16 protein-coding genes and 1 riboswitch are annotated in these 22,193 nt (G+C 42.9%); of the genes, 9 read left to right on the top strand and 7 right to left on the bottom strand.

What is annotated here, in order from left to right; genetic code table 11:
- Nucleotides 1–21 precede the first annotated feature (21 nt).
- Nucleotides 22–1,590, bottom strand: a complete 1,569-nt coding sequence (locus V7K56_RS14655; protein ID WP_334911624.1) for a metallophosphoesterase family protein — start codon at nt 1,588–1,590, stop codon at nt 22–24.
- Nucleotides 1,591–1,661: 71 nt separating this feature from the next.
- Here V7K56_RS14655 and V7K56_RS14650 point away from each other — a divergent pair, with 71 nt between their 5' ends.
- The 6 genes from V7K56_RS14650 to V7K56_RS14625 all read left to right on the top strand — a co-directional run bounded on the left by V7K56_RS14650 (nt 1,662) and on the right by V7K56_RS14625 (nt 11,287).
- The gene (locus V7K56_RS14650; RefSeq protein WP_334911622.1) at nt 1,662–2,465 is read left to right on the top strand and encodes an SGNH/GDSL hydrolase family protein; all 804 of its coding nucleotides are present in this window, start codon (nt 1,662–1,664) and stop codon (nt 2,463–2,465) included.
- Between the two features lie 284 nt (nt 2,466–2,749).
- On the top strand, nt 2,750–3,424 hold the full coding sequence (locus tag V7K56_RS14645) for a HupE/UreJ family protein (RefSeq protein ID WP_334911620.1): 675 nt from the start codon (nt 2,750–2,752) through the stop codon (nt 3,422–3,424).
- A 291-nt stretch (nt 3,425–3,715) separates the two neighbouring features.
- Nucleotides 3,716–4,765: a hypothetical protein gene (locus tag V7K56_RS14640; RefSeq protein WP_334911618.1), complete on the top strand. Its 1,050-nt coding sequence runs from the start codon at nt 3,716–3,718 to the stop codon at nt 4,763–4,765.
- A gap of 125 nt (nt 4,766–4,890) precedes the next feature.
- Entirely contained in the window at nt 4,891–9,561 is a 4,671-nt protein-coding gene (locus V7K56_RS14635) for an eIF2A-related protein (RefSeq protein WP_334911616.1), read from the top strand.
- Between the two features lie 731 nt (nt 9,562–10,292).
- On the top strand, nt 10,293–10,856 hold the full coding sequence (locus V7K56_RS14630; RefSeq protein ID WP_334911614.1) for a hypothetical protein: 564 nt from the start codon (nt 10,293–10,295) through the stop codon (nt 10,854–10,856).
- Between the two features lie 53 nt (nt 10,857–10,909).
- Nucleotides 10,910–11,287 (top strand): DUF2358 domain-containing protein, encoded by a 378-nt coding sequence (locus V7K56_RS14625; RefSeq protein WP_334911611.1) that lies wholly within the window; start codon nt 10,910–10,912, stop codon nt 11,285–11,287.
- Between the two features lie 113 nt (nt 11,288–11,400).
- Here V7K56_RS14625 and V7K56_RS14620 read toward each other — a convergent pair whose 3' ends face one another.
- Nucleotides 11,401–11,568, bottom strand: coding sequence for a hypothetical protein (locus V7K56_RS14620; RefSeq protein WP_334911609.1), 168 nt, complete (start codon nt 11,566–11,568; stop codon nt 11,401–11,403).
- Nucleotides 11,569–11,622: 54 nt separating this feature from the next.
- Here V7K56_RS14620 and V7K56_RS14615 point away from each other — a divergent pair, with 54 nt between their 5' ends.
- A complete protein-coding gene (locus V7K56_RS14615) occupies nt 11,623–12,231 on the top strand; it encodes an rRNA large subunit pseudouridine synthase E (protein WP_334911607.1) in 609 nt (202 codons plus the stop codon).
- 62 nt (nt 12,232–12,293) lie between these two features.
- Here V7K56_RS14615 and lnt read toward each other — a convergent pair whose 3' ends face one another.
- The 5 genes from lnt to V7K56_RS14590 all read right to left on the bottom strand — a co-directional run bounded on the left by lnt (nt 12,294) and on the right by V7K56_RS14590 (nt 19,494).
- Nucleotides 12,294–13,922 carry an apolipoprotein N-acyltransferase gene (gene lnt / locus V7K56_RS14610; protein WP_442940044.1) on the bottom strand — a complete coding sequence of 543 codons (1,629 nt, stop codon included), beginning with the start codon at nt 13,920–13,922 and terminating at the stop codon, nt 12,294–12,296.
- Entirely contained in the window at nt 13,903–16,509 is a 2,607-nt protein-coding gene (gene gyrA, locus V7K56_RS14605) for a DNA topoisomerase (ATP-hydrolyzing) subunit A (RefSeq protein WP_334911603.1), read from the bottom strand. The genes lnt and gyrA overlap by 20 nt, the downstream gene beginning before the upstream one ends.
- Nucleotides 16,510–16,661: 152 nt before the next feature.
- Nucleotides 16,662–17,984, bottom strand: a complete 1,323-nt coding sequence (locus V7K56_RS14600) for a chloride channel protein (protein ID WP_334911601.1) — start codon at nt 17,982–17,984, stop codon at nt 16,662–16,664.
- A gap of 371 nt (nt 17,985–18,355) precedes the next feature.
- A complete protein-coding gene (locus tag V7K56_RS14595; protein ID WP_334911599.1) occupies nt 18,356–18,580 on the bottom strand; it encodes a hypothetical protein in 225 nt (74 codons plus the stop codon).
- 47 nt (nt 18,581–18,627) lie between these two features.
- Nucleotides 18,628–19,494 (bottom strand): zinc metalloprotease HtpX, encoded by an 867-nt coding sequence (locus V7K56_RS14590; protein ID WP_334911597.1) that lies wholly within the window; start codon nt 19,492–19,494, stop codon nt 18,628–18,630.
- Nucleotides 19,495–19,890: 396 nt separating this feature from the next.
- A riboswitch (Fluoride riboswitch) is annotated at nt 19,891–19,977 on the top strand.
- Between the two features lie 95 nt (nt 19,978–20,072).
- On the opposite strand from V7K56_RS14590, the gene V7K56_RS14585 reads away from it, so the two are divergent.
- Both V7K56_RS14585 and V7K56_RS14580 read left to right on the top strand, forming a co-directional pair.
- Nucleotides 20,073–21,413: a voltage-gated chloride channel family protein gene (locus V7K56_RS14585; RefSeq protein WP_334911595.1), complete on the top strand. Its 1,341-nt coding sequence runs from the start codon at nt 20,073–20,075 to the stop codon at nt 21,411–21,413.
- A 217-nt stretch (nt 21,414–21,630) separates the two neighbouring features.
- On the top strand, nt 21,631–22,038 hold the full coding sequence (locus V7K56_RS14580) for an RloB family protein (RefSeq protein ID WP_334911593.1): 408 nt from the start codon (nt 21,631–21,633) through the stop codon (nt 22,036–22,038).
- The last annotated feature ends 155 nt before the right edge of the window (nt 22,039–22,193 follow it).

Genomic DNA, 22,193 nt, shown 5'->3' with positions numbered 1-22,193 from the left:
TTCAATTACTTCGTATCCCGTTTAGATAACAAAAGGTTTAAGTTCCGTGTTATGCCACTTTTGTTCAAACCGTTCTGTAATCAACGGTCTGATGATAAACCTGGGCGGGCTACCATCGAGAACATCAATCCGCACACATGAATAAGGCAGTCGGTTCTGGAAATTGTAGTTATGACGGCCCACAAATAGCGTTGAATCCGCAACTTTCCGAGTGGATTTACCTGCAATCTCAGCAAAAGTTTCCATCAATTCAGTTCCTTCTCGCCGTTGATAGCGGGGACGATGACCGCTACCACCAGAGATAATACAGTTAATGTGCGAGTCTGCAAATCCGGTATTAGTTGTGCAAAGATGCTCTAAACAGTGAGCGTGTCCATTTAAAATCAAATCGACTATGGGACGTTCTTTAATTAGAGAACCAAGAGTTTCTGCTACTTGTTCAAACACCCAGCGCAAACGGTGGCGAACCGCCAAGGTTTGTGCCTGATTCCATTTGGTAGCTTCTGTGACGTAAGGAGGATGGTGGAAAAAGATTACACGTCCGCGCACTTGGGAGGTATTCCAAGATTCGATTAATCTGCTTCGCAACCATTCAAGTTGTTCAAAGTCGATCGCAGGCATTTGATGAGATGCTAGTTGTTTTTCAATGTCGATTTTGATTTCGTTTATTTGGTCTAATTTGGCACTAAGGTCATCAAGTTGTTCCGCTTCGGTGGGTTTATCAGGGTTGAGGCGATCGTATATTCCCAAAATCTCTAATTCTTCTCGATCTATTTCCTGGCGACGCTTTTGTAATTGCCGACGGTAAATTTCCCCCTCTTGAGTTGCAGGTAAAGGTGATGGTGTATTAAAAGTATTAGAATCGAGTGCAAAAAAGTCAATCCCGCCGTAACGAAAGGTGTAATAGCGATTGGGTAAACGGGTAAACTGTCCAGGTTCATAACGCAAACAGCGCCCTGTGTCGGTCTTTGCAGTGTAGTGCCGATCTAAATGATGTTCTAACTCTTGTGGAGATATCGCCTGAGTATAGTCCATAAATGCTCGTGCATAAGCATTACCTTGATACGATCCATGCCAGCCAATCTCGATATCTTTATAGCGAAACAGGCGACGTAGTGACGATGTTGTGCCAGTAAATAAACGGTACATCAACGGCACATCGTAGTAATCATGATTACCAAGTACTGGCAAAAACGGTAGATTAAACACCATGCGGTCATAAGGAATGCCTTTCGGGTTGTCACCACCGACAAGAAATTCCCGGTAAGGCTCAATAAAGTTTGTTGAATAATATTCTTGGGAACCCACCACATAGATGACATCGCCAGTATGCAACACAAAGCTGCAATCATCGCGGTGAGTCAGCATCAGTTCGGCAACTTTTCGTTGGGGGTGGTGTCGAGAATGGGATTTAGTACCAGAATCACCGATAACCATAAAGGAAAATTCTGGATTATCCTGTCTGCGATCGTCAATAACTATACTAGTTTGGTCAATTCCCCGTTGCACAAAACTTGGATGCATCCACCGCACCCGTTCCTTCATCTTTTGAATTTTCACAGGAATCGGTGGATCAAAAATCAATTTCATGGCTGATAACTCTTGAATGTCTTTAGAAGATGTTTGAAAAGTCCAAAAATAAGTTATACTGCAAAGATTTCATGGATGATGAGCAACACCAACATAGTATATATGTATGTTTATTCTTCTTTATGATAATTGTCTTGTTTAAGGTGTTACGAAGGCAGATTCAGGCAAATTCCTTCCCAGTAGCTGAACAGCAGGCAATCAGAGTTTTATTTATTGGCAACAGCTATACCTATTTCAACGATCTTCCTTTGTTGACACAACAGTTGGCTGCTTCAAAGAAAGCACCTAAAAAATTAGAAACTGAAATGGTTGTGATTGGTGGAGCTACACTCAAAAACCACTGGAAACGTGGTGAAGCACTCAGGCTTTTGAAAGCAAAACGCTGGGATTACGTAGTACTGCAAGAGCAAAGTACTTTACCAATTACCAATCCCAAGGAAATGTATAAGTACGCTACTCTGTTTGATACTGAAATTAAACGAGTTAATTCCCAAACAGTGTTTTACTTGACTTGGGCAAAGCAAAATCAACCAGAAACGCAACAGATATTGACTGATGCTTACATGAGCATTGCTAAAGAACTGAAAGCTAAAGTTGCACCTGTGGGAATAGCTTGGCAAAAAATTCAAGAAGCGAATCTGAAATTAAACCTTTACAGTTCGGATCAAAGCCACCCTAGCCCGATTGGATCGTATGTAGCAGCATGTGTATTCTATATAACATTTTATGAGAATAGTCCCGTAGGCTTGAGTCGCCGTATATATAGTAGTAATGCTAGTACTCCACAACAAAGTAATAGAATTGAGTTGGAAATAAGTGAAACAGATGCCCAAATGATTCAACAATTAGTTGAGTACATCGTCAAAAAGATATAGGAACAGCCTGTTGTGTGGTTTAAAGGATAAGAGAAAGTTTTTAGCCTGCACTCAGACTTTTCACTTTGAAATCAACTTGGCTTTAGATAATTTAGTGAAGCTAGTACCGCAAGGCGGAAGTCAAAAGTCAAAAGTCAAAAGTCAAAAGAATTGTATTCCGGACTTTTGCGCCATTTGAAATGGTATGTTTATTTACGCCGTGCTGTACTGGCGTAATTACTGCGTTAGTTTTTTGGGGTAGGTGGGTAGTATAAATTACCTAAAAACTAATTTGGTATATAGCAATGTTCAAGACTAAATTATCAGAATCCCGTACTTGGGGGGAACTTAATACCTCAAAGTTCATGGATCGCCATATTGCGGCGATCGCAGCTTTAATTTTAATTAGCCTACTCACTTCATTGAGTGGTATACCAGTTGACCATAGCATCTCTAACGCCTGGGAAGCCTTTCTCTGGGGATTGGCAAATCCAGTAATTAGCTTGAATTGTTTAGTTGGTATTGTTGCCATTGGCTTACTCTCATCTATGTTTGTTCGTGGGGCTGCGATCGCTGGATGTTTTGTTTTCGCAACAATTTTGGGTATTGTAATTCATTTATTTCAGCTAAATTTAACAGGCACAGAAATAGCCATCGCCATTTCTATCATTGTTTTTGGTACTATGCTGATGATGCCAAATCAACTAAACTTTTTGGTGCTTGCTCTGGTGGGCATCAGTGCTGGTTTATTTCAGGGTTACGCTAATGCTAAATCTATTACTGGAGTAGGAATGATACCAGTAATTGCTTATGTACTAGGCATTACCTTAACTCTGTTTGCGATTGCCATGAGTGCCAGAGAAATTGGTGTTGCGATGGGTATGGGAGAAATAAACCGAATTTCACCTTGGAAAATCAGCCTTGCTGGCTTCGCTTTTTGTGCGATCGGCATCGTGTTTTTGAGCAATTCGATAAATTAAATCACATATTTCAATTCGGTGGATACATTCATTTGTGGGGGCGTACAGCTGAAGTGTGCGTCCCCACTGCATGTTCAAGAGAAATACAGTTCAGTTAAGAAAATTATCTGTTGAGACAAGCTGTTCTTGAACATGGAAAGCAGCACCATTCTTTATGTTTTAATACATTACGCTGTTGGTAACGCACCCTACATATCTTTTCAAAAATCAAATAGTAGTCGTATATGTTAATCTGTTTCAGTGTATATGTAAAAAATTAGCCATTAAACTTACATAATGAGGTTTTAAGTTGTGGTGTTTGAACCTGAAGATATTCTGGAGGGAACCCGTTCGATTCGTCCCTTTCTTCCAGAACTTTTAGGAGATGATGCGGTTCGACTAGACCGCCAATTGTCTGAACTGTTGGCAGAAGCTAAAGTAGGGGGGCAAGTCCATGAGCAGATTTTGGAAAAGCTCAAAAGTTACCCAAATACTCGCAACTGGATGGCTGAGTTTCTCAGTGACAAACAGGTATCAAAAGGTTTTGAGCCACTTCCAGGTAAAGGTCAACCAATATCTGCTTCAAAATATAGATCTTTACTAATTGCTGTGATGGTAAGTGGTTTACTGATTATTGCTGTCTCAGCTTTTGTGGTTCAAAGGTTCGATTTATTTGTTTTAAGATTTTTAGAAGGCTATTGGCCTGGTTGGCTGTATCCCTTCCTTTTCTTACGACGCTGGATGATACAGCAAAAAAAGCTTCATTTGGCACGAAAAGACGAGCGTTGGCAAACTCTGGCTGATAAAAAAGATAAACAAGTTATAACTAACGAGGAATTAGAGGAATATGTGACGCTGGATGGACAACTTATGCAGTTTCCATCTCAATCTAATAGATTAATGCCTACAAAGTTAGGTAATATTCTTAGAGCATCTGAAAGCCGCCCTTTTGATAAGTATGGCTTGGATGCTGTAATTTGCTGGTCTCGCCTTTGGCTAGTATTACCGGATGGAGTAAAAAAAGAATTACAGGAAGCACGGTCAAACTTGAATACAGCAGCCCGTTTTTGGCTCTGGAGTTTGCTATTTATCGTATGGACTGTTTGGGCTTGGTGGGTTGTTCCTGCTGCATTACTGGGGTTAATATTTGCTTATTATTGGGCAGTTGATGCGGCAGGTGTCTACTGTAGCTTGTTGGAATCTGCGTTTGATTTGTATCGCTTAGAACTTTACAAATCTCTTCGTTGGGCAATACCTATTAATCCTAAGCAGGAAAAAGAGTTAGGTCAGCAATTGACAATTTATTTATTGCGAGGTTCCGATCGCGACAGACCAATATTTACGCCTCTAAAGGAAAAGTGACTTTCAGGGGTAAATATTTAGTAAGGAAAATTTACTCGATTATTGCCTGTGAGATCCGATTAATATCAAACAATAGTTAGAATATTGATAAAATTTCTCAAATTTTTACAAAAAGTCGCATATTAATGAGTAGGGATGCTTTAGTTGTTGGCATTAATCAGTACAATTTTTCAGGATTGTTACCCTTACGATCGCCTGCTAACGATGCAGAAGCGATCGCCAAGCGACTCAGTGAAGCTGGAAATTTTCATGTCAAGCGATTGCCCCAATTCCTAGATCCGTTTGAAAATAATGCTCCACGGATAGCACAGAATCAGGAAGTCAAGGTGGCAGAGTTAGAAAAGGCTTTAGAACAACTATTTTATCCTGAAGGCAGAAGCATTCCAGATACAGCTCTATTCTATTTCTCTGGGCATGGTCTTCGTAAAGATGGACGCATCAAAGATGGATTTCTGGCAACTACTGATACCAATCCTGATTTAGGGAACTGGGGACTGCGATTAAAGTGGCTGCGGGAATTGTTAGAGGAAAGTCCAGTACGGCAGCAGATTATCTGGTTGGACTGTTGTTACAGTGGGGAACTACTCAATTTTACAGAAGCTGATCCAGGCGATCGCGGAAATACACGCGATCGCTGTTTTATTGCTGCTTCCAGAGAATTTGAGCCAGCCTATGAAAACGTGGGCGGAGCCAGTAGCGTATTCACTGGCGCTATTTTGCGGGGCTTTGACTCAGCACCTCTCTCTAACCAATGGGTGACGAACGAAACACTAGTAACATTCTTGCGGCAGGAATTAGAAACAGCACCCCAAAAATTCACCTCCAACAATTTGGGGTCTATTAATCTTTTCTTTAGGAAAGAAACAACAAATAAGCAAGCTGTTGAATCTGCTGTACAAACTTCGAGTCAACTAAATCAGACAGCTAAATTGGCAGAGCAATTGCGGGCTTGGTTCACTGCCTTACGCTATGACTTTGAACAGTATGAAATTAACAATGAAAATTATTTTGAGTGGATTATTAATGTCATTAACCCTGTAGGGAAAAAGCGGTATAACCGAGTTTTGGTGCGCGGCATCACCGGAGAAGCCGGAATGCCAGATGTTGCTGCCTTGCGACAGTCAGTAAATGCTCGAAAAACAGATGTAGGCTGGCTAATTACCAACCGCCGTGTCAGTCCGGCTGCCAAAGATGAGGTGAACAAACAAGAAAATCAGGATTTGTTCTGCTACACCCTTGATGAGTTGTTAGATCAAGATGCCGATTTTAGTGGCTACCTCAACTGGCTAGAAGATGAAATCAAGCAACGGGGAATTGACCGCACCTACGTACCCCTAGCTTGTACCAAAGAGGAGTTCAATTCCAAATCAAAGCAGAAAATGGGCATGAGCCGTTATGCTCAAGCTGAGGGTTGGATTGATGGTTATGTTGAGCGCTGGCTTGATGATCCTGCCAAAGAACACCTTTCCATTTTGGGTGAATTTGGCACTGGTAAAACTTGGTTTGGGTTGCATTATGCCTGGACTGCCCTACAACGCTATCGGGATGCTCAACGCCGGGGAGTAGAACGCCCACGTCTACCATTAGTCATTCCTTTACGGGACTATGCCAAAGCAGTCAGTGTGGAATCGCTGTTTTCAGAATTCTTTTTTCGTAAGTATGAAATCCCACTGCCTAGTTATTCTGCCTTTGAGCAACTCAACCGCATGGGAAAGCTGCTGTTGATTTTTGATGGCTTTGATGAAATGGCAGCTAGAGTCAATCGCCAACAGATGATCAACAATTTCTGGGAACTGGCGAAAGTAGTAGTACCAGGGGCAAAGGTAATTCTCACCTGTCGCACCGAACATTTCCCCGAAGCTAAAGAAGGAAGGGCTTTGCTAAGTGCGGAGTTGCAAGCATCTACAATTAACTTGCCTCTTGAGACACCGCGCTTTGAAGTGCTGGAGTTAGAAAAATTTGATGATGACCAAATTCGGCAGGTACTAGCGTTTCGTGCTGAACCAGAGACCGTAGAACGGATAATGAATAATCCGATACTGCGGGATTTGGCACGTCGTCCGGTAATGACGGAACTGATTATAGAAGCCTTGCCAGAAATTGAGGCGGGCAAACCAGTGGATATATCACGGGTATATCTATATGCTGTGCGGCAGAAGATGCAGAGAGATATCAAAGCCGAGCGCACCTTTACCTCATTGGCAGATAAGCTCTATTTTTTGTGTGAACTGTCGTGGGAAATGCTCTCAACAGAGCAGATGAGCATCAACTACAAAGAATTTCCCGACCGGATTCGGCGTTTATTTCCTTCTATAGTCCAAGAAAAAAAAGATTTAGACCACTGGCATTACGACATGATGGGGCAGACAATGCTAATCCGTAATGCGGAAGGAGACTACAGTCCTGCCCATCGTTCATTATTGGAGTTTTTTGCTGCCTACAAGCTGGTAGCAGAGCTAGGCGTTCTAGCCCCCGACTTCACAGAACTGGCTCAAGCACAGTCTTGTTTAGACAATACTGTTCCACCACAGGATTACACTTGGTCAGAATACTTCCAACGACAGTGCGGGGAAGATAAGCAACCGCTCCCTTTAGCAGCGCTAAGTTCATTCGCCAAAGCATCTTTAGAAAAATTATTTAATTATTTTGGTACGGCTCCCTTGGCAAAAGCTGTGCTGGATTTAGCTGTGCCAATGTTAGATGAGCAAAGATTTCAACAACAATTGCTCAGACTAATTCAATTAACCCGTGGCAAAACCCAGACTCAGGTGGGTTATATGGGTGGCAACCTAGTGAAATTATTACTAGAAAGAAATCCTTTTAGTCTAGAAAATTCTGATCTCAGCCATACTGTTATTACAGACGTAAACTTTGCTAATGCCAGTTTGCGGTGGATAAATTTGATGGGAGCGGATCTCACAAACTCAGTCTTTGCGCCAGTTCTGGAAACGGTCTTGTCAATGGCATTTTCTCCAGATGGCAAAAAATTGGTGATTGGAGATAGTAACGGTACTATACAGGTTTGGGAAGCATCCTCTGGCAGGGTCTTATTATTCCTTCAGGGGCATGAAGATGAGGTCAATTCAGTGGCGTTTTCCCCCGACGGTCAGCGGATTGTCAGTGGCAGTAATGACAACACAGTACGGTTGTGGGATGTGAATGGTCAGCCCATTGGTCAACTCTTTGTCGGGCATGATTCTAGGGTCAATTCAGTGGCGTTTTCTCCCGACGGTCAGCGGATTGTCAGTGGCAGTAATGACAACACAGTACGGTTGTGGGATGTGAATGGTCAGCCCATTGGTCAACCCTTTGTTGGGCATGAAGATCGGGTCAATTCAGTGGCGTTTTCTCCCGACGGTCAGCGGATTGTCAGTGGCAGTAATGACAACACAGTACGGTTGTGGGATGTGAATGGTCAACCCGTTGGTCAACTTTTTGTTGGGCATGAAGATGGAGTTAGATCTGTGGCGTTTTCCCTCGACGGTCAACGCATTGTCAGTGGCAGTGATGACAAAACAGTACGGTTTTGGAATGTCAATGGTCAGCCCATTGGTCAATTTTTTGTTGAGGATTACTTTGGGGTATATTTAGTGGCGTTTTCTCCAGACGGTCAGCGCATTGTCACTGGCAGTTGGAACAAACTGCAGCTGTGGGATGTGAATGGTCAGCCCATTGGTCAACCCTTTGTTGAGCATAAAAATAGGATCAATTCAGTGGCGTTTTCCCCCGACGGTCAGCGCATTGTCACTAGCAGTAATGACGACACAGTGTGCTTGAGGGATGTAAATGGTCAGCCCATTGGTCAACCCTTTGTTGGGCAGAATTCTGGAGTATATTCAGTGGCATTTTCGCCTGACGGTCAACTCATTGTCAGTGGCAGTTGGGACAAAACATTGCGGTTGTGGGATGTGAATGGTCAGCTCATTGGTCAACCCTTTGTTGGGCATGAAGATGGGGTCATATCAGTAGCGTTGTCTCCCGATGGTCAACTTCTTGTCAGTGGCAGTTATGACAAAACATTGCGATTGTGGGATGTAAAAAATGGTCACCCTATTGGTCAACCCTTTGTCGGGCATGAAAATGGAGTTAGATCTGTGGCGTTTTCTTACGACGGTCAACTCATTGTCAGTGGCAGTTGGGACAAAACATTGCGGTTGTGGGATGTGAATGGTCAACCCATTGGTCAACCCTTTGTTGGGCATGATTCTACGGTCAGTTCAGTGGCATTTTCCCACGACGATCAGCGCATTGTCAGTGGCAGTCTTGACAACACGGTGCGATTGTGGGATGTGAGAGGTCAACCCATTGATCAACCCTTTGTCGGGCATGAGGATAAAGTCTGGGGAGTGGCGTTTTCCCCCGACGATCAACTCATTGTCAGTGGCAGTGATGACAGGACGTTGCAGCTGTGGAATGTAAATGGTCACCCCATTGGTCAACCCTTTGTCGGGCATGAAAATGGAGTTAGATCAGTGGCATTTTCGCCTGACGGTCAACTCATTGTCAGTGGCAGTTGGGACAAAACATTGCGGTTGTGGGATGTGAATGGTCATCCCACTGGTCAACCCTTTGTTGGACATGAAAATGGAATCATGTCAGTGGCATTTTCCCTCAACGGAGAACTTATAGTCAGTGGCAGTAATGATGAAACCATCCGTATTTGGGACGCAACTACTGGCGAGTGTGTGCGGGTAATCAGCTATAAACTTTGTGCAGGGCTGAATATCACAGATGTAACAGGGCTAACGTCTGCACAACGCATAGCATTAAAACTAATGGGAGCAATTGATAATTAATCAGTCGAGATGCTGTAGTTATTGGCATTAATACAGCAAATTTCAAGGAAAGCGAGGTACAAAAATGCCCTACCCGTGCTGTCGCTGTCGCGCACCCTCCCCTTGGTAAAATTATCCCCCTTAATCCCCCCGAAAATTAAGGGAAAACAGGAATCTAGTTCTCTCTCCTTGACAAGGTACGGTGTACACACAAGGCTTGTAAAGCTGCTTTACACTTTGACCTGCAATGCCAATGTATCAACCTGCAATGCCAGTGCATCAACCTGCAATGCCAATGTATCAACCTGTAAAGATTAGCCCATCCTACGTTACGCAGCAATAAAAGACTTGTGTGTACACGGTAGCCCCTTGGTTAAAGGAGGGTTGGAGAGGGGTGTATTTAATTTACTTGCAAAGTGCTGTACTTCTTATTTTTCAGAATTGCCCCGTTTGCGATTTTATTGGAGCTAATCAAGAGTTTAAAGAATCCTGAGTTTTTTATGAACGGAGTCCACAGCATTCTAGTGAATAAGCTGATCCACCTCTGCGCTAATCTAGAGGCTATATCTAAGCAAAGGTTAATTGAACGCGATCAAGATTTGAATGTTTCGATTAATTTAGATAAAGCGGGCAGTTCGGTTGTTTCAGCTTGCTGACTGGGTAGCGCCGACGCTTCCAGGTTGAAGCGAGAAGAAAGTGTGAAGCTTCGCTACACATCGTAAAAGTAATTTTTAGTATTTTTGGATCGGCTTATGACACCTGAAGAAATTACGGGTACGCTCACAGAATTATTTGATACAGCAGCTATTAATGCGATCGCTCCTGGTTCGTGGCAAGTAGACACTCCTACTTTTCGGCTGTTGGTGCTGCTTTCCGAAGATAATACTTGGCTGCGAGTTTTACTGCCTATTCTCCCTATTCAAGAAGCCCGACCATTTTTAGAACAGTTCCTAGAAGCCAACTTTGATAACACTCAAGAAGTACGTTACGCTTTATATGAAGGGGTAGTTTGGGGAGTCTTTCAACATCACAGTGGTACTTTAGTGAGTGCAGATTTATCCAATGCAATCAACCGACTTGTATCTCTCCATCAGGCTAGATTAGATAATGTCTTTAATCGACTAGTTGAAAGCCGCATCCGGCAAGTTATTCTGGCAGCAAAACAGCAAGGACAATCTTTGCAAGCTACCATGCAAAGCTTAGAACGCTTTTACGCCGAAGGAATGATGGGCGAAATAAATCAAACTTCACAAGGGCGAGAAGAAGTCCTAACTGCTTGGCGGCGTCAGTTAGAACGTTTATGGAATGAGGGTTAATTTCCATTTTTTAGTTTTCGTATTAAACCAATTTACAGATATATTTATCTATCATGGATATCATTGAAATCCTTAAAGAAGACTATCAAAGATTCCCAGTCAATCAAACTTACAGCATCTACACTCCAAACGTTTATTTTCAAGACCCACTGAATAAATTTCGTGGTGTTAAACGTTACAAAGCAATGATTAATTTTATCGAAACTTGGTTTTTAAATCCCAAGATGGATTTACATAATATTCAACATTTAGGAGACACAATAAAAACTGAGTGGACACTTAGTTGGAATACTCCTCTCCCCTGGAAGCCACGGATCTCTATTCCTGGTTGGAGTGAATTAGGTCTTAACTCTGATAATTTGATTGTCTCCCATATCGATTATTGGAACTGTTCGCGCCTAGATGTAGTGAAACAGCATTTTTTCTCTTGAAAAAGTTAATAACAACGAGCGTAGCTGCGGCATTTTTGAACATTTTTTAATCGCTACTCTGGCAATGCCAGCTAAATAAGCGATCGCACTCCAGCACTTTCAATTAAAACTTGTTAACGACCAGATATAATGGGGCGATCGCCTTTTTGAAACCTGAGCCACGACTGTTGTAAAGCAGCAGGAGCAGGATTTTTAGCATCATAAACAACAAAAGTAGTGCCAAAACTTTCCCACTGGCTGGGGACTGGGGAAGATGAGGGAGAAATCAATTCAAAATTCAAAACTCAAAATTGAAGATTCAATCCCCATGCCTAATGCCTAATTACAAATAACAAATGACTAATCATTACCGATATATTATTTTTTACAAACCCTATGGCGTTCTTAGCCAATTTACAAAAGATGCCCCCACACATAGCACCCTAAAAGATTATATTGATGTGTCCGATGTGTATCCTGTAGGACGCTTAGACTGGGACAGTGAAGGATTGCTACTGTTAACGAACGATGGACAATTGCAACATCGCCTCGCTCATCCGCGTTTTGGTCATAAACGTACTTACTGGGTACAGGTGGAGCGAATTCCAGATGCAGAAGCCATCAAAAGGCTGCAATCAGGTGTAGAAATTCAAGATTACCACACTCAACCAGCAGAAGTTAGGCTCTTACGAGAAGAACCACAGTTACCCGAACGCACCCCACCGATTAGATTTCGCAAAAATGTACCAACAGCTTGGTTGGAAATGACTTTGACAGAGGGAAAAAACCGCCAAGTACGACGTATGACCGCGGCTGTCGGGTTTCCGACTTTGCGACTGGTCAGAGTCAGCATAGCTCACCTACAATTAGATGACCTACAATTAGGTCAATGGCGCAACCTCACCGCCTCTGAACTCCATAATTTTAGTAAATTGAAAAGTTTTCCCCCAAAAGCCGCCCGATAATAGAAAGTTGACTTGTGATTAAATAGTCAAGCGATCGCTAATAACTCCAAAGACTCAATCTGCTAGGAATTGCCCAAATTACTGAATTTCTTTATACCACGAATTATCAGCCAAGCTCCTCCAGAGGAAATCAATAATAACGGTGTTAACCAATCACCCCAACGCACATATAAAGTCTGTGTCTGTCGCCGATAAATTGTTTCAGCATAAGTTTCGTAGGTATTATATCCAGACATCCATAAGGTTTTGCCATGAGGATCTACAAAGGCTGAATATCCGGTATTAGTTGCTCGTACTGACCAGCGATCGGTTTCAATTGCCCGCATGATATCCTGTGCATGATGCTGGAATGGCATAGATGCAGTGTAATGAGCATCGTTAGAAGAACTGAGGATAAACTGACCACCTGCTGCCGCTTGACGGCGAAATTGTTCAGGAAAAGCAGATTCATAACATATACTAGCGATCGCTCGACCAAAAGGAGTGTCAAATAGCTGATTTGCTGAACCAGCAACTTGGTGCGCATCCAAAGGCGACAAGCGTTGAACTAATTTGCCTAAAATTCCTTCAAAGGGAATATATTCTCCCAAAGGTACTAATTTAGCTTTGTCGTAGCGGCTAACAATCTCACCTTTAGTATTGAAAGTAAACAAACTAATTGTATAACTGTCTCCCCGTTCGCCAAAAGCCCCAATCCAAGCAACTACGCCTTTTTCTTTCACGGCTGCAACTAAGGCCGTTTCCAGCAAATTACGCTGGAAAATAGGTAAGGCTCCTTCTGGAGTCAAGACTGCATCTACACCTTGATTTGCTAAAGTTATATACCCACTGGTGTAATTTTCTTGAGCGCGACGAAACCCTTCAGAACTTCGTAAAAGTCGGTTCGGGATATTACCCTGAACAATCCCCACTTTTAAGGCTGCTTCTGGGGATTGGACGATGGGACGGCTGTACAAGATAAAACCGATGAGGTGTAAAGTAATTAATAATCCTGTGGCGGTAGCTAAGTATTTATTAACGAACCGCAGAGGCGTAAAGAACACAGAGAAAATCTTGGTGTCTTGGCGGTTTATATATGCTTCAGCGATCAACCCATTAACAGCAGCGATCGCTGCTGTGACAGTATTAGGCCCAGAGAGCTGACCAAGGTGTACAATTACGAGATTGTGCGGACTTTGTGTGTAAGCAAGAGAACTCCACCACAAAGGCCCAGCACTCCACAGACTCTCTAAGCCGCACCAGACAGCTGTACCAATCAGTACACGTAGCCACGGTTTTTGCTCGCTCAGGTGAACCATTACAGTCGCCCAAATAGCAACAAATACCCCTCCCAATACAGTGATAAATCCCCAACAAAAAAGGGTGATTGCCAAACTCGGCAACCAAGGAACTCCCAACCATGTCATCGGATGAATTCCGGTAATCCACCATAGGGCGACACCGTGAAAACCAATACCCCAGAAGAAAGCAGGAGGGAATTGGTTTTTGCGTTTGGCCGAAGTGACAACTAACACCCATAAAGGAATTAGAGCAATCCAAGCCAAGAACCATGCACCTACTGGGGCTACAGTTAGCCCCATTAAAATGCCGCTAGCTAAGGCAATTAACCAAGGGAGCAAAAAGATAAACCTCTCCCCCTGCCTCTCCTGCTTCCCTTGCTCCCCCTGCTTCTTACTCTGCTTCTTCTGCATCGCCAGCATCAGGTGGAACTATTGCCACTCCAGTAATGGCGTCGTCTTCATCTAAACGCTGCACTCTGACTCCAGTTGCCGATCGCGATTGGATAGAAATCGCATTTACCGCTTGACGGATGATAATACCGCGATTTGTCACCATCATCATTTCATCAGTATCGTTGTTGACAATGCGTAGGGTTGCTAACTTGTCTTTGTTTTTGCGGTTTTTGAACTTGGTTGCCATTAAACCCTGACCAGCACGATTTTGCAGTCGGAATTGGGCAACTGGTACGCGCTTACCATATCCTCCCATTGTAATTACCAACACCCAAGGGCCAACAATGCCACTGCTAGAGACTTCTACTGACTCTTCATTAATTTCGGTAATTTCGATATCTTCTGTTTCAATTGTCTCGATATCTTCATTTTCGGCTTCTATAACTGTATCCAAAGTTTCCAGAATTGCTGCGGGAAGAATATCCATACCCACCAGTTCATCTTTATTTTTGAGTTTCATCGCTTTTACCCCACGAGTCGCCCTACTTAAAGGACGCAGTTGTTCGTGGTTGCACCGGAAGTGAATTGCCATCCCGTGACGAGAACCAATAATTACACTGTCCTCGACTCTAGCGCGTCGCACCCAGCGGAGTTGGTCGCCTTCTTCTAAGGAAATGGCAATCAAACCATTGGCGCGAATATGACTAAAGGCTGCCAATTCGGTTTTCTTGATATTGCCACCTTTGGTGAGCATGACCAAATATTCTTCGTTGCTAAACTCGTCAACCGGGACAATTGAGGTGATTTTTTCCTCTTTGGGTATCGGTAGCATCTGAACGATTGGGGTACCGCGACTGGTACGCGAACTAACAGGAATTTGATACGCTTTTAAGCAGTAGACGACGCCACGTTCGCTAAAGAATAAAATACTGTCGTGATCGCAGCAAGTCAAAAAATGCTCAACAGTATCATCATCTTTCACCTTGGCTGCGGCTTTACCTCTGGTAGCACGGCTTTGCGCCTCAAAAGTATTGACGGGCATCCGTTTGATGTAGCCTTGTTCTGTCACCAGAATTATCGCTTTTTCATTGGCAATTAGGTCGCGATCGTCTAATTCCCCTTCCCCTGGTAAAATCACCGTGCGGCGGGGTGTGGCGAAGCTAGTTTTCAGTTGTGTGACTTCGGTTTCAATAATTTCTAGCACTCTCTCCCGCCGCGCCAGAATATCCTGCAAGTCGGCAATCTTCGCTTGTAATTCTTCGTGTTCTAGACGAATTTTGTCTGCTTCTAAAGCAGTCAAGCGCCGCAATTGCATTTGCAAAATCGCATCTGCTTGCACTTCTGAAAGTCCGTAAGTTGTGATTAATTCGCCTTTCGCTGTGGGTGCATCTGGAGCATGACGAATTAAGACAATAATTGCATCTAAATGAGACAGGGCAATTAATAATCCTTGGAGGATATGGTCGCGCTCTTCGGCTTTCCGCAGTTCGTAGCGGGTGCGTCTGGCTATGGATTCGATCCGGAAATCCAAGAAGACGGTTAAGAACTGCTTGAGGGTGAGTACTTGGGGTTCGCTATTCACCAACGCCAGCATATTTGCGCCGAAGTTGGCTTGCAGTGGCGTTTGCTTGTAGAGATTGTTCAGCACAACACGGGGATAAGCATCACGCTTGAGTTCGATCACAATTCGCATCCCGTCGCGATCGCTTTCATCTCGGATATCTGCAATCCCCTCTAGACGCTTTTCGTTCACCATTTCGGCGATTTTTTCAATCAGCGCCGCTTTGTTAGTTTGATAAGGCAATTCAGTAATGATAATTGCTTCTCTATCTGGGCGTCCCCGTTGTTCAACGGTTTCAATGTTAGCGACACCACGCATGGTAATGGAACCACGCCCGGTAGTATAAGCTTCTCGAATGGCAGATGTTCCTAAAATCTGCGCCCCAGTCGGAAAGTCTGGGCCGTGGACATACTGCATTAATTCGATGTCGGTGATTTCGGGATTGTGGATTACTGCCACCAAAGCATCAATTAATTCCCCCAAGTTGTGGGGCGGAATGTTAGTGGCCATGCCCACAGCAATACCAGAGGAACCGTTGAGCAATAACTGCGGAATCCGTGCTGGTAAGACTGTGGGTTCTTGCTGGGAACCGTCGAAGTTATCGGCGAAATCTACAGTTTCATACTCGATGTCGTGGAGTAGACCAGCACTAGTTAAAGCTTGCAAGCGGCATTCTGTGTACCGCATGGCGGCTGGCGGATCGTTATCTACCGAACCAAAGTTACCATGTCCGTCAACTAATGGCGATCGCATGGAAAAATCTTGCGCCATCCGCACCAAGGCGTCATATACTGCCGTGTCACCGTGGGGGTGATATTTACCCAATACTTCACCCACCACACGGGCGCATTTCTTAAAAGGGCGATCGTGGAGCAGACCTAGCTCGTGCATTGCGTAGAGAATGCGACGATGCACAGGTTTTAGACCATCCCTAGCATCTGGCAGCGCCCGACCCACTATCACGCTCATGGCGTATTCCAGATAAGACTGCGACATTTCGTTTCGCAAGTCTGTCGGGATAATCCTCTCCTGTGAGGTTGTCATAACCTAAAAATCTCCAAAAATCGTAGATTTTAGCTTTTTTACTCAACAAAGCGCAAAATTATTCTAAATTGCTCTTGAATAATTGCTATAATTTGATACAATTCTATCATATATTGCTTGTTTATGCCTGGGTAGCTAACTCAGGCGCTTGTTCAATCCGTAGCTTCTCTGGGGGATTTGAGTTGAGATGCAATCAGAGGAACTTTAGGGGCAAGAAAAAATCCAATTAAACTGGCAAAAAGGATCGGCGTCAAAGGACTCAAGTTGGTCAGTTTTGACAGTAGTAAAGTCGTACTTATGGGTGTGCGCGTTACGGCGGCATTGACAGCCGCCATTGTACAAATCATCGCTAAGGCAGGATCGAGTGCTGGAATTAAGACTGCTACTGCTTTACCAATGCAAGCACCAGTGAAAAATAGGGGAATGATGAATCCACCGCGCCACCCACCTGTTACTGTAATGCTAATGGCAGCCATTTTCCCAAGAGCTAGAGTTAAAAGAAAAACAGCACTAAAGTTAGCTCTCAGGACTGAATCTAACTCTTCATGTCCAAAATAACGGGTGAGGGGTAATAAAACTGCTAAACTGCCAATTCCCACTCCTGCTAGTGTTGTGCGTACATAAATGGGAATAGGAGTTGGTACAGAGACGCCCAGACGTGAAACAGCTTGCCAAAAGGCATCGCAGCCGCGAAAAATACCCATAAAAATCCATCCTGCCACCGCCCCGATAATTCCAAACGCGATCGCGATCGCAAAATCATCAATACTTTCTAAGTGATACTGAGGAAAATGCCAAGTGGGCGCAATACCCAAATGTGTGATTGCTGCAAACACCAGATAGCTAGCGCAACTCGAAACAATAGCTGGCATTAAAGCTTCGTAATATTCCACAATATGCTCGTGGTGCAAAATCTCCAAGGCGAACATTGCACCGCCAAGAGGTGCACCAAACAAGGCAGTGAAGCCAGCCGCCATTGCTGCTAAACTCATAGTTCTGAGGTCTTCACCTTGGAGTTTTAAGCGATCGGCAACCCAAGTACCAAAAGAACCTGTTACCTGTACGAGTGGTGCTTCTGGGCCAGCACTACCGCCTGCCGAGATGCTGACTAGAGAAGCAAGAATCATTGAAGGATTTTTGCGAACATCTAGGCGTCCGCTATGAAAATGAATATTATCAACAATCACAGCGATTTCACCGGGATTTCCCAAAAAATGAATCACCAGACCGATAACTAAACCGCTAAGTGGCATCGCTATCAGGAGGCTAAAACCCTCAAATCGCTGGAGTCTGTGAGTTAAAAACTCTAAAACATTCCAGTACAACGCTGCAAATAGACCACCAGCAGTCCCCACAACTACCCAGCGAATCGCCCAGTGCGAAATCATTAGGGGATTACGCTTTACCAGTCCAAAAAGTTGAGCAAATGTCCAGCGCTGAGTTTGATTGGTAGCGGGGGGCTTCTTTGGTAACACTGCTTATTTCCTATTTATGAAACTGAGAGTACTGAATATTTACGCTTTTTATCGTATAGGCTATTTAGTTTAGTGAATCATCTATTTCTTATGTTTGATATTGATATAGCAGTCCTAAATTAATTGTGAAAACTTCTCTTTCTTTTCTTCTCTACGAGACGCTGCGCGTTTGTGTAGCGTTCTGAAGGAAAGGCAGTTCGTTAATTTTCACAACTCAAATAGGATTGCTATACAAGCTAAAGATCGGCAAATAGTCATTTATAATTAGCAAATAAACCGATTAATGTTGACAATAAAAAGGGGCGTACAGATGTACGCCCCTAAAATATTTATCTACGTAGGCGTAGCCCGCCGTAGGCATCGCACCTTCTTTAACGAGAGTAAGGATTATTGAAGGTTTCCCAAGCAGCAATAGCCGCCTTTTGTACGCGAAAGCTGAAGTCTACGAAGTCTTTCATCAATAAGTGCCAGTTTCTCTCAGCTTCATCTTGAATTACCGCCCAAGAGTTTTCTAAGCGATCGCTTTCCATCAGTAAATTTAGAAGCTTGTATCCTTTCTTATTTTTTTGACTTTTGACTTTCCGCAGGGTGGTCATTAGTCATTTATTTCACAAAGGACTAATGACAAATGACTAATGACAAATTAATAAGTTTTTGTTGGCAGTTGTTGCTCTAATTTCAGTAATGCTGCAACTCGCATTTCTGTAGCTGGGTGACTGGAAAATAAGTTACCCATAAACTGTCCAGAGATGGAATTGATAATTAATAACGGCTCATAAGCTGGATTAGCATTTAAAGGCATCTGCTTTGCTGAAGCTTCTAAGCGTTGCAATGCCCTAGCTAAGGCGCGGGGATTACCAGTTAATTTAGCTGAACCTGCATCAGCAGAGAATTCTCGTGTGCGCGAAATTGCTAGCTGAATGATTGTCGCCGCCACTGGCGCAAGCACGACTGTTAATAAAACACCTAAAGGATTTCCACCTCTGTTGTCATCTCGTGAACCACCAAACCATAGGCTGTAACTAACTATTTGGGCTAGGAATGAGATCGCACCAGCCACAGTAGCAGCAACAGCTTGAGTGAGAGTGTCACGATTAATAATATGGGTTAGCTCGTGGGCGATAACACCTTCGAGTTCATCATCTGGCAATATATTTAGAATACCTTCAGTGACAGCCACAGCAGCGTGTTCTGGATCGCGCCCTGTAGCGAAGGCGTTAGCACCTTGGCTGGGAACGATGTAAACTTTAGGCATGGGAATATTAGCGCGATCGCTCAATCTCTGCACCATCCGATAAAGTCCTGGTGCTTCCCTTTCACTCACAGGCTGGGCTTGGTATACTGCTAGGGCAATCTTATCTGATTGATACCAGGAAAACAGGTTGGTTGCTGCTGCCAAGCCAATCCCGATAATCAAGCCACTAGTACCGCCAATTACCCAATAACTAATTGCGATCAAAAGACCACTTAGCGCAGCTAGCAAAGCAGCCGTTTTCAATTGATTTGTCATCTTTTCGCTCTCCTGCTAATGCTGTATAAATTTTTTAGAAAACAGCATTAATATAAGCCACGCTTTGATTGTATCCAGCTAAACTTAGATATATGGTACAGAAAACCTATTAGATAAGTACGGTTTTCCCGCTTAACTTTTATCAATGATAATTTAGTTGTTTTTGATACTTTATTTCTTCAGAAGTATATTTATCTTTAATATATAAAAAATACATCTATCTTTAGCGGGAAGTTTGTAAAAAAATTATTGATGCAGGCGGAACTTCCACTTTTAGGAGCGTCACTTTTCAAGATAGGCATCGCTACTGTGTAATTGCTGATAATTTAGAGGAACAAATAGTAAAACTTTTAAAGTAATACAAAAGCAAAAATGGTATTGTTGAATTAATTAAATAGTATTTATGGCGATGGAGCTCGCCAAAACCGCCTTTCCAGTACAGGTTAAATTAATAATTGGAAGGCTGATGGCTCCTACTTTCCTGACTTACTGCGGGAGAGTAGGGCTTGGCTAAATGCATTACCTGACTCCCCTGTAGAAAGTGTAAGTCTACAAATCGCACCTCAAGGAGTCACGGTATGAAACACTTTCGTCAGTCCGAACCGTTTATAGCTTTACCCCACCTAATTAAATGGTTGCCCATTTCCTTTGTAGTTGGCATTCTTGCTGGAACTGCCTCCGCAGCTCTTTTAGCATCATTGGAATGGGCAACTGATTGGCGAGAATCGCATCGATGGATTATCGCCTTGCTTCCCCTTGGCGGCTTCTTGAGTGGTTGGATTTATCATCAATTTGGTCGGACTGTAGAAGCCGGGAATAATCTTTTACTTGAAGAAATCCATAAACCCAAAAATATTATTCCCTTTCGTATGGCTCTTCTTGTTCTACTAGGAACAGACCTGACTCACTTATTTGGAGGTTCAGCCGGTCGTGAAGGTACAGCATTACAGATGGGTGCTTCTTTGGCAGACCAGTTAACTAAAATATTGCGTTTTCAAGGAGCTAATCGACGGATTTTATTAACAATAGGTATCAGTGGAGGATTTGCTTCAGTTTTTGGTACTCCCCTAGCTGGAACTGTATTTGGTCTAGAAGTCTTAGCGATTGGTAAAATTCATTATGATGCTCTTTTTCCCTCTTTAATTGCTGCGATCGTGGGAAATCAAGTAACTTTGTTATTGGGTTTGCATCATACTGCATACCGACACGCTCCCTCGATACCAACGTTGACAATTTGGGGGCTGATTTCTGCCATTATCGCAGGAGCAATCTTTGGAATTGTAGCGAGATTCTTTGCTCAAGTAACTCATAAAATTAGTCACTTCTTTAAAGCTAAGATATCTTATCCTCCAATGCGTCCTTTGCTCGGTGGTGCGATCATAGCAGCAATTGTTGGGTTAAGTGGAACAACTAAGTATATTGGGCTTGGTATCCCAACTATCGTTGATTCTTTCTATACTCAGCTACCTCCTTGGGATTTTGCTGCCAAATTGGGTATGACTGCTTTAACTTTAGGTGCTGGATTTAAAGGAGGAGAAGTAACACCTTTATTTTTTATTGGTGCAACTTTAGGTAATGCTTTATCGTTACTTTTAGCATTACCTGCACCACTGTTAGCAGGAATGGGATTTGTAGGTGTATTTGCGGGTGCAGCAAATACACCTTTGGCATCAACCTTAATGGGAGTTGAACTATTTGGTTTGGAATCAGGAATATTTGTTGCTATTGGCTGTGTTGTAAGCTACTTATTTTCGGGTCATTCTGGAATTTATACTTCACAACGTATTGGGTTGAGTAAATACTCTGCTGTATATCTGGAAGAAGGGGAAACTTTAGCTAATTATGGACGACCAAAAGTTGAGCCAAAAGTTGATTTAGCCGATAATAGCAAAGAAAGAGGAAACAATTCTCAGGAATAATTTATGGATGCAATTCGTGGATAATTAGGAAAGTGCATAGTTTACTGCTGTAGGCATTGCATAGTTAGAGTAGTCATGTATGTGCGATCGCCTTCTCTAAGCAACCCATAAACTAAAACATGGAAGTAGCTACCTAGTATAGGACTTTTACTTTAGCGCGATCGCGTTTTATGCTAAACGAGTAGTATTTAATAGCTGATATGATTTGATAATCGCTATGGTAAACTTATATATTTGTGAAGGTGAAAAAACCGAGCCAAATTACTTCATGAGTTTTCGCGTTTCCACGACTGTCAAGAAAATTGATGTTAGAGGTTTTGGCTACAATCCAAGTAAACTAGTACAAGAAGCTAAAGAATTAAAAACTCAAGGAGATTACGATCAAATTTGGTGTGTATTTGATCGCGATGATTGGCCTAAGCAAGATTTTAACAATGCTCTTGCGATCGCTGAAAAAGAAGGATTTAAAGTTGCTTACTCTAATGAAGCTTTTGAATTATGGTATGTCTTACATTTTGAATTTTTAAATACTGGGCTTCCTCGGAAAGATTACATAGATAAGTTAGAGAAATGGCTTGGATGCAAATATAAAAAAAATAGTGCAACAATCTATGAGGAAATATAAAATCGACAATCTACTGCCATCAAACACGCTAAAAGTCTTCTCAAGCAATATAATTATCCCCAGAAATGTTGAATGTTAAGAAAAATCAGATAAAAATAGCCCAAAATATGGTAATTTTGGGCGAAGGATTAAAATATATTAGTTAAGTTGTGATT

Source organism: Nostoc sp., assembly GCF_036917535.1.
In the GTDB taxonomy this organism is placed as follows: Bacteria; Cyanobacteriota; Cyanobacteriia; order Cyanobacteriales; family Nostocaceae; genus Nostoc.
The sequence above is the reverse complement of the archived record's forward strand: the minus strand, read 5'-3'. Positions and strand labels throughout refer to the sequence as shown.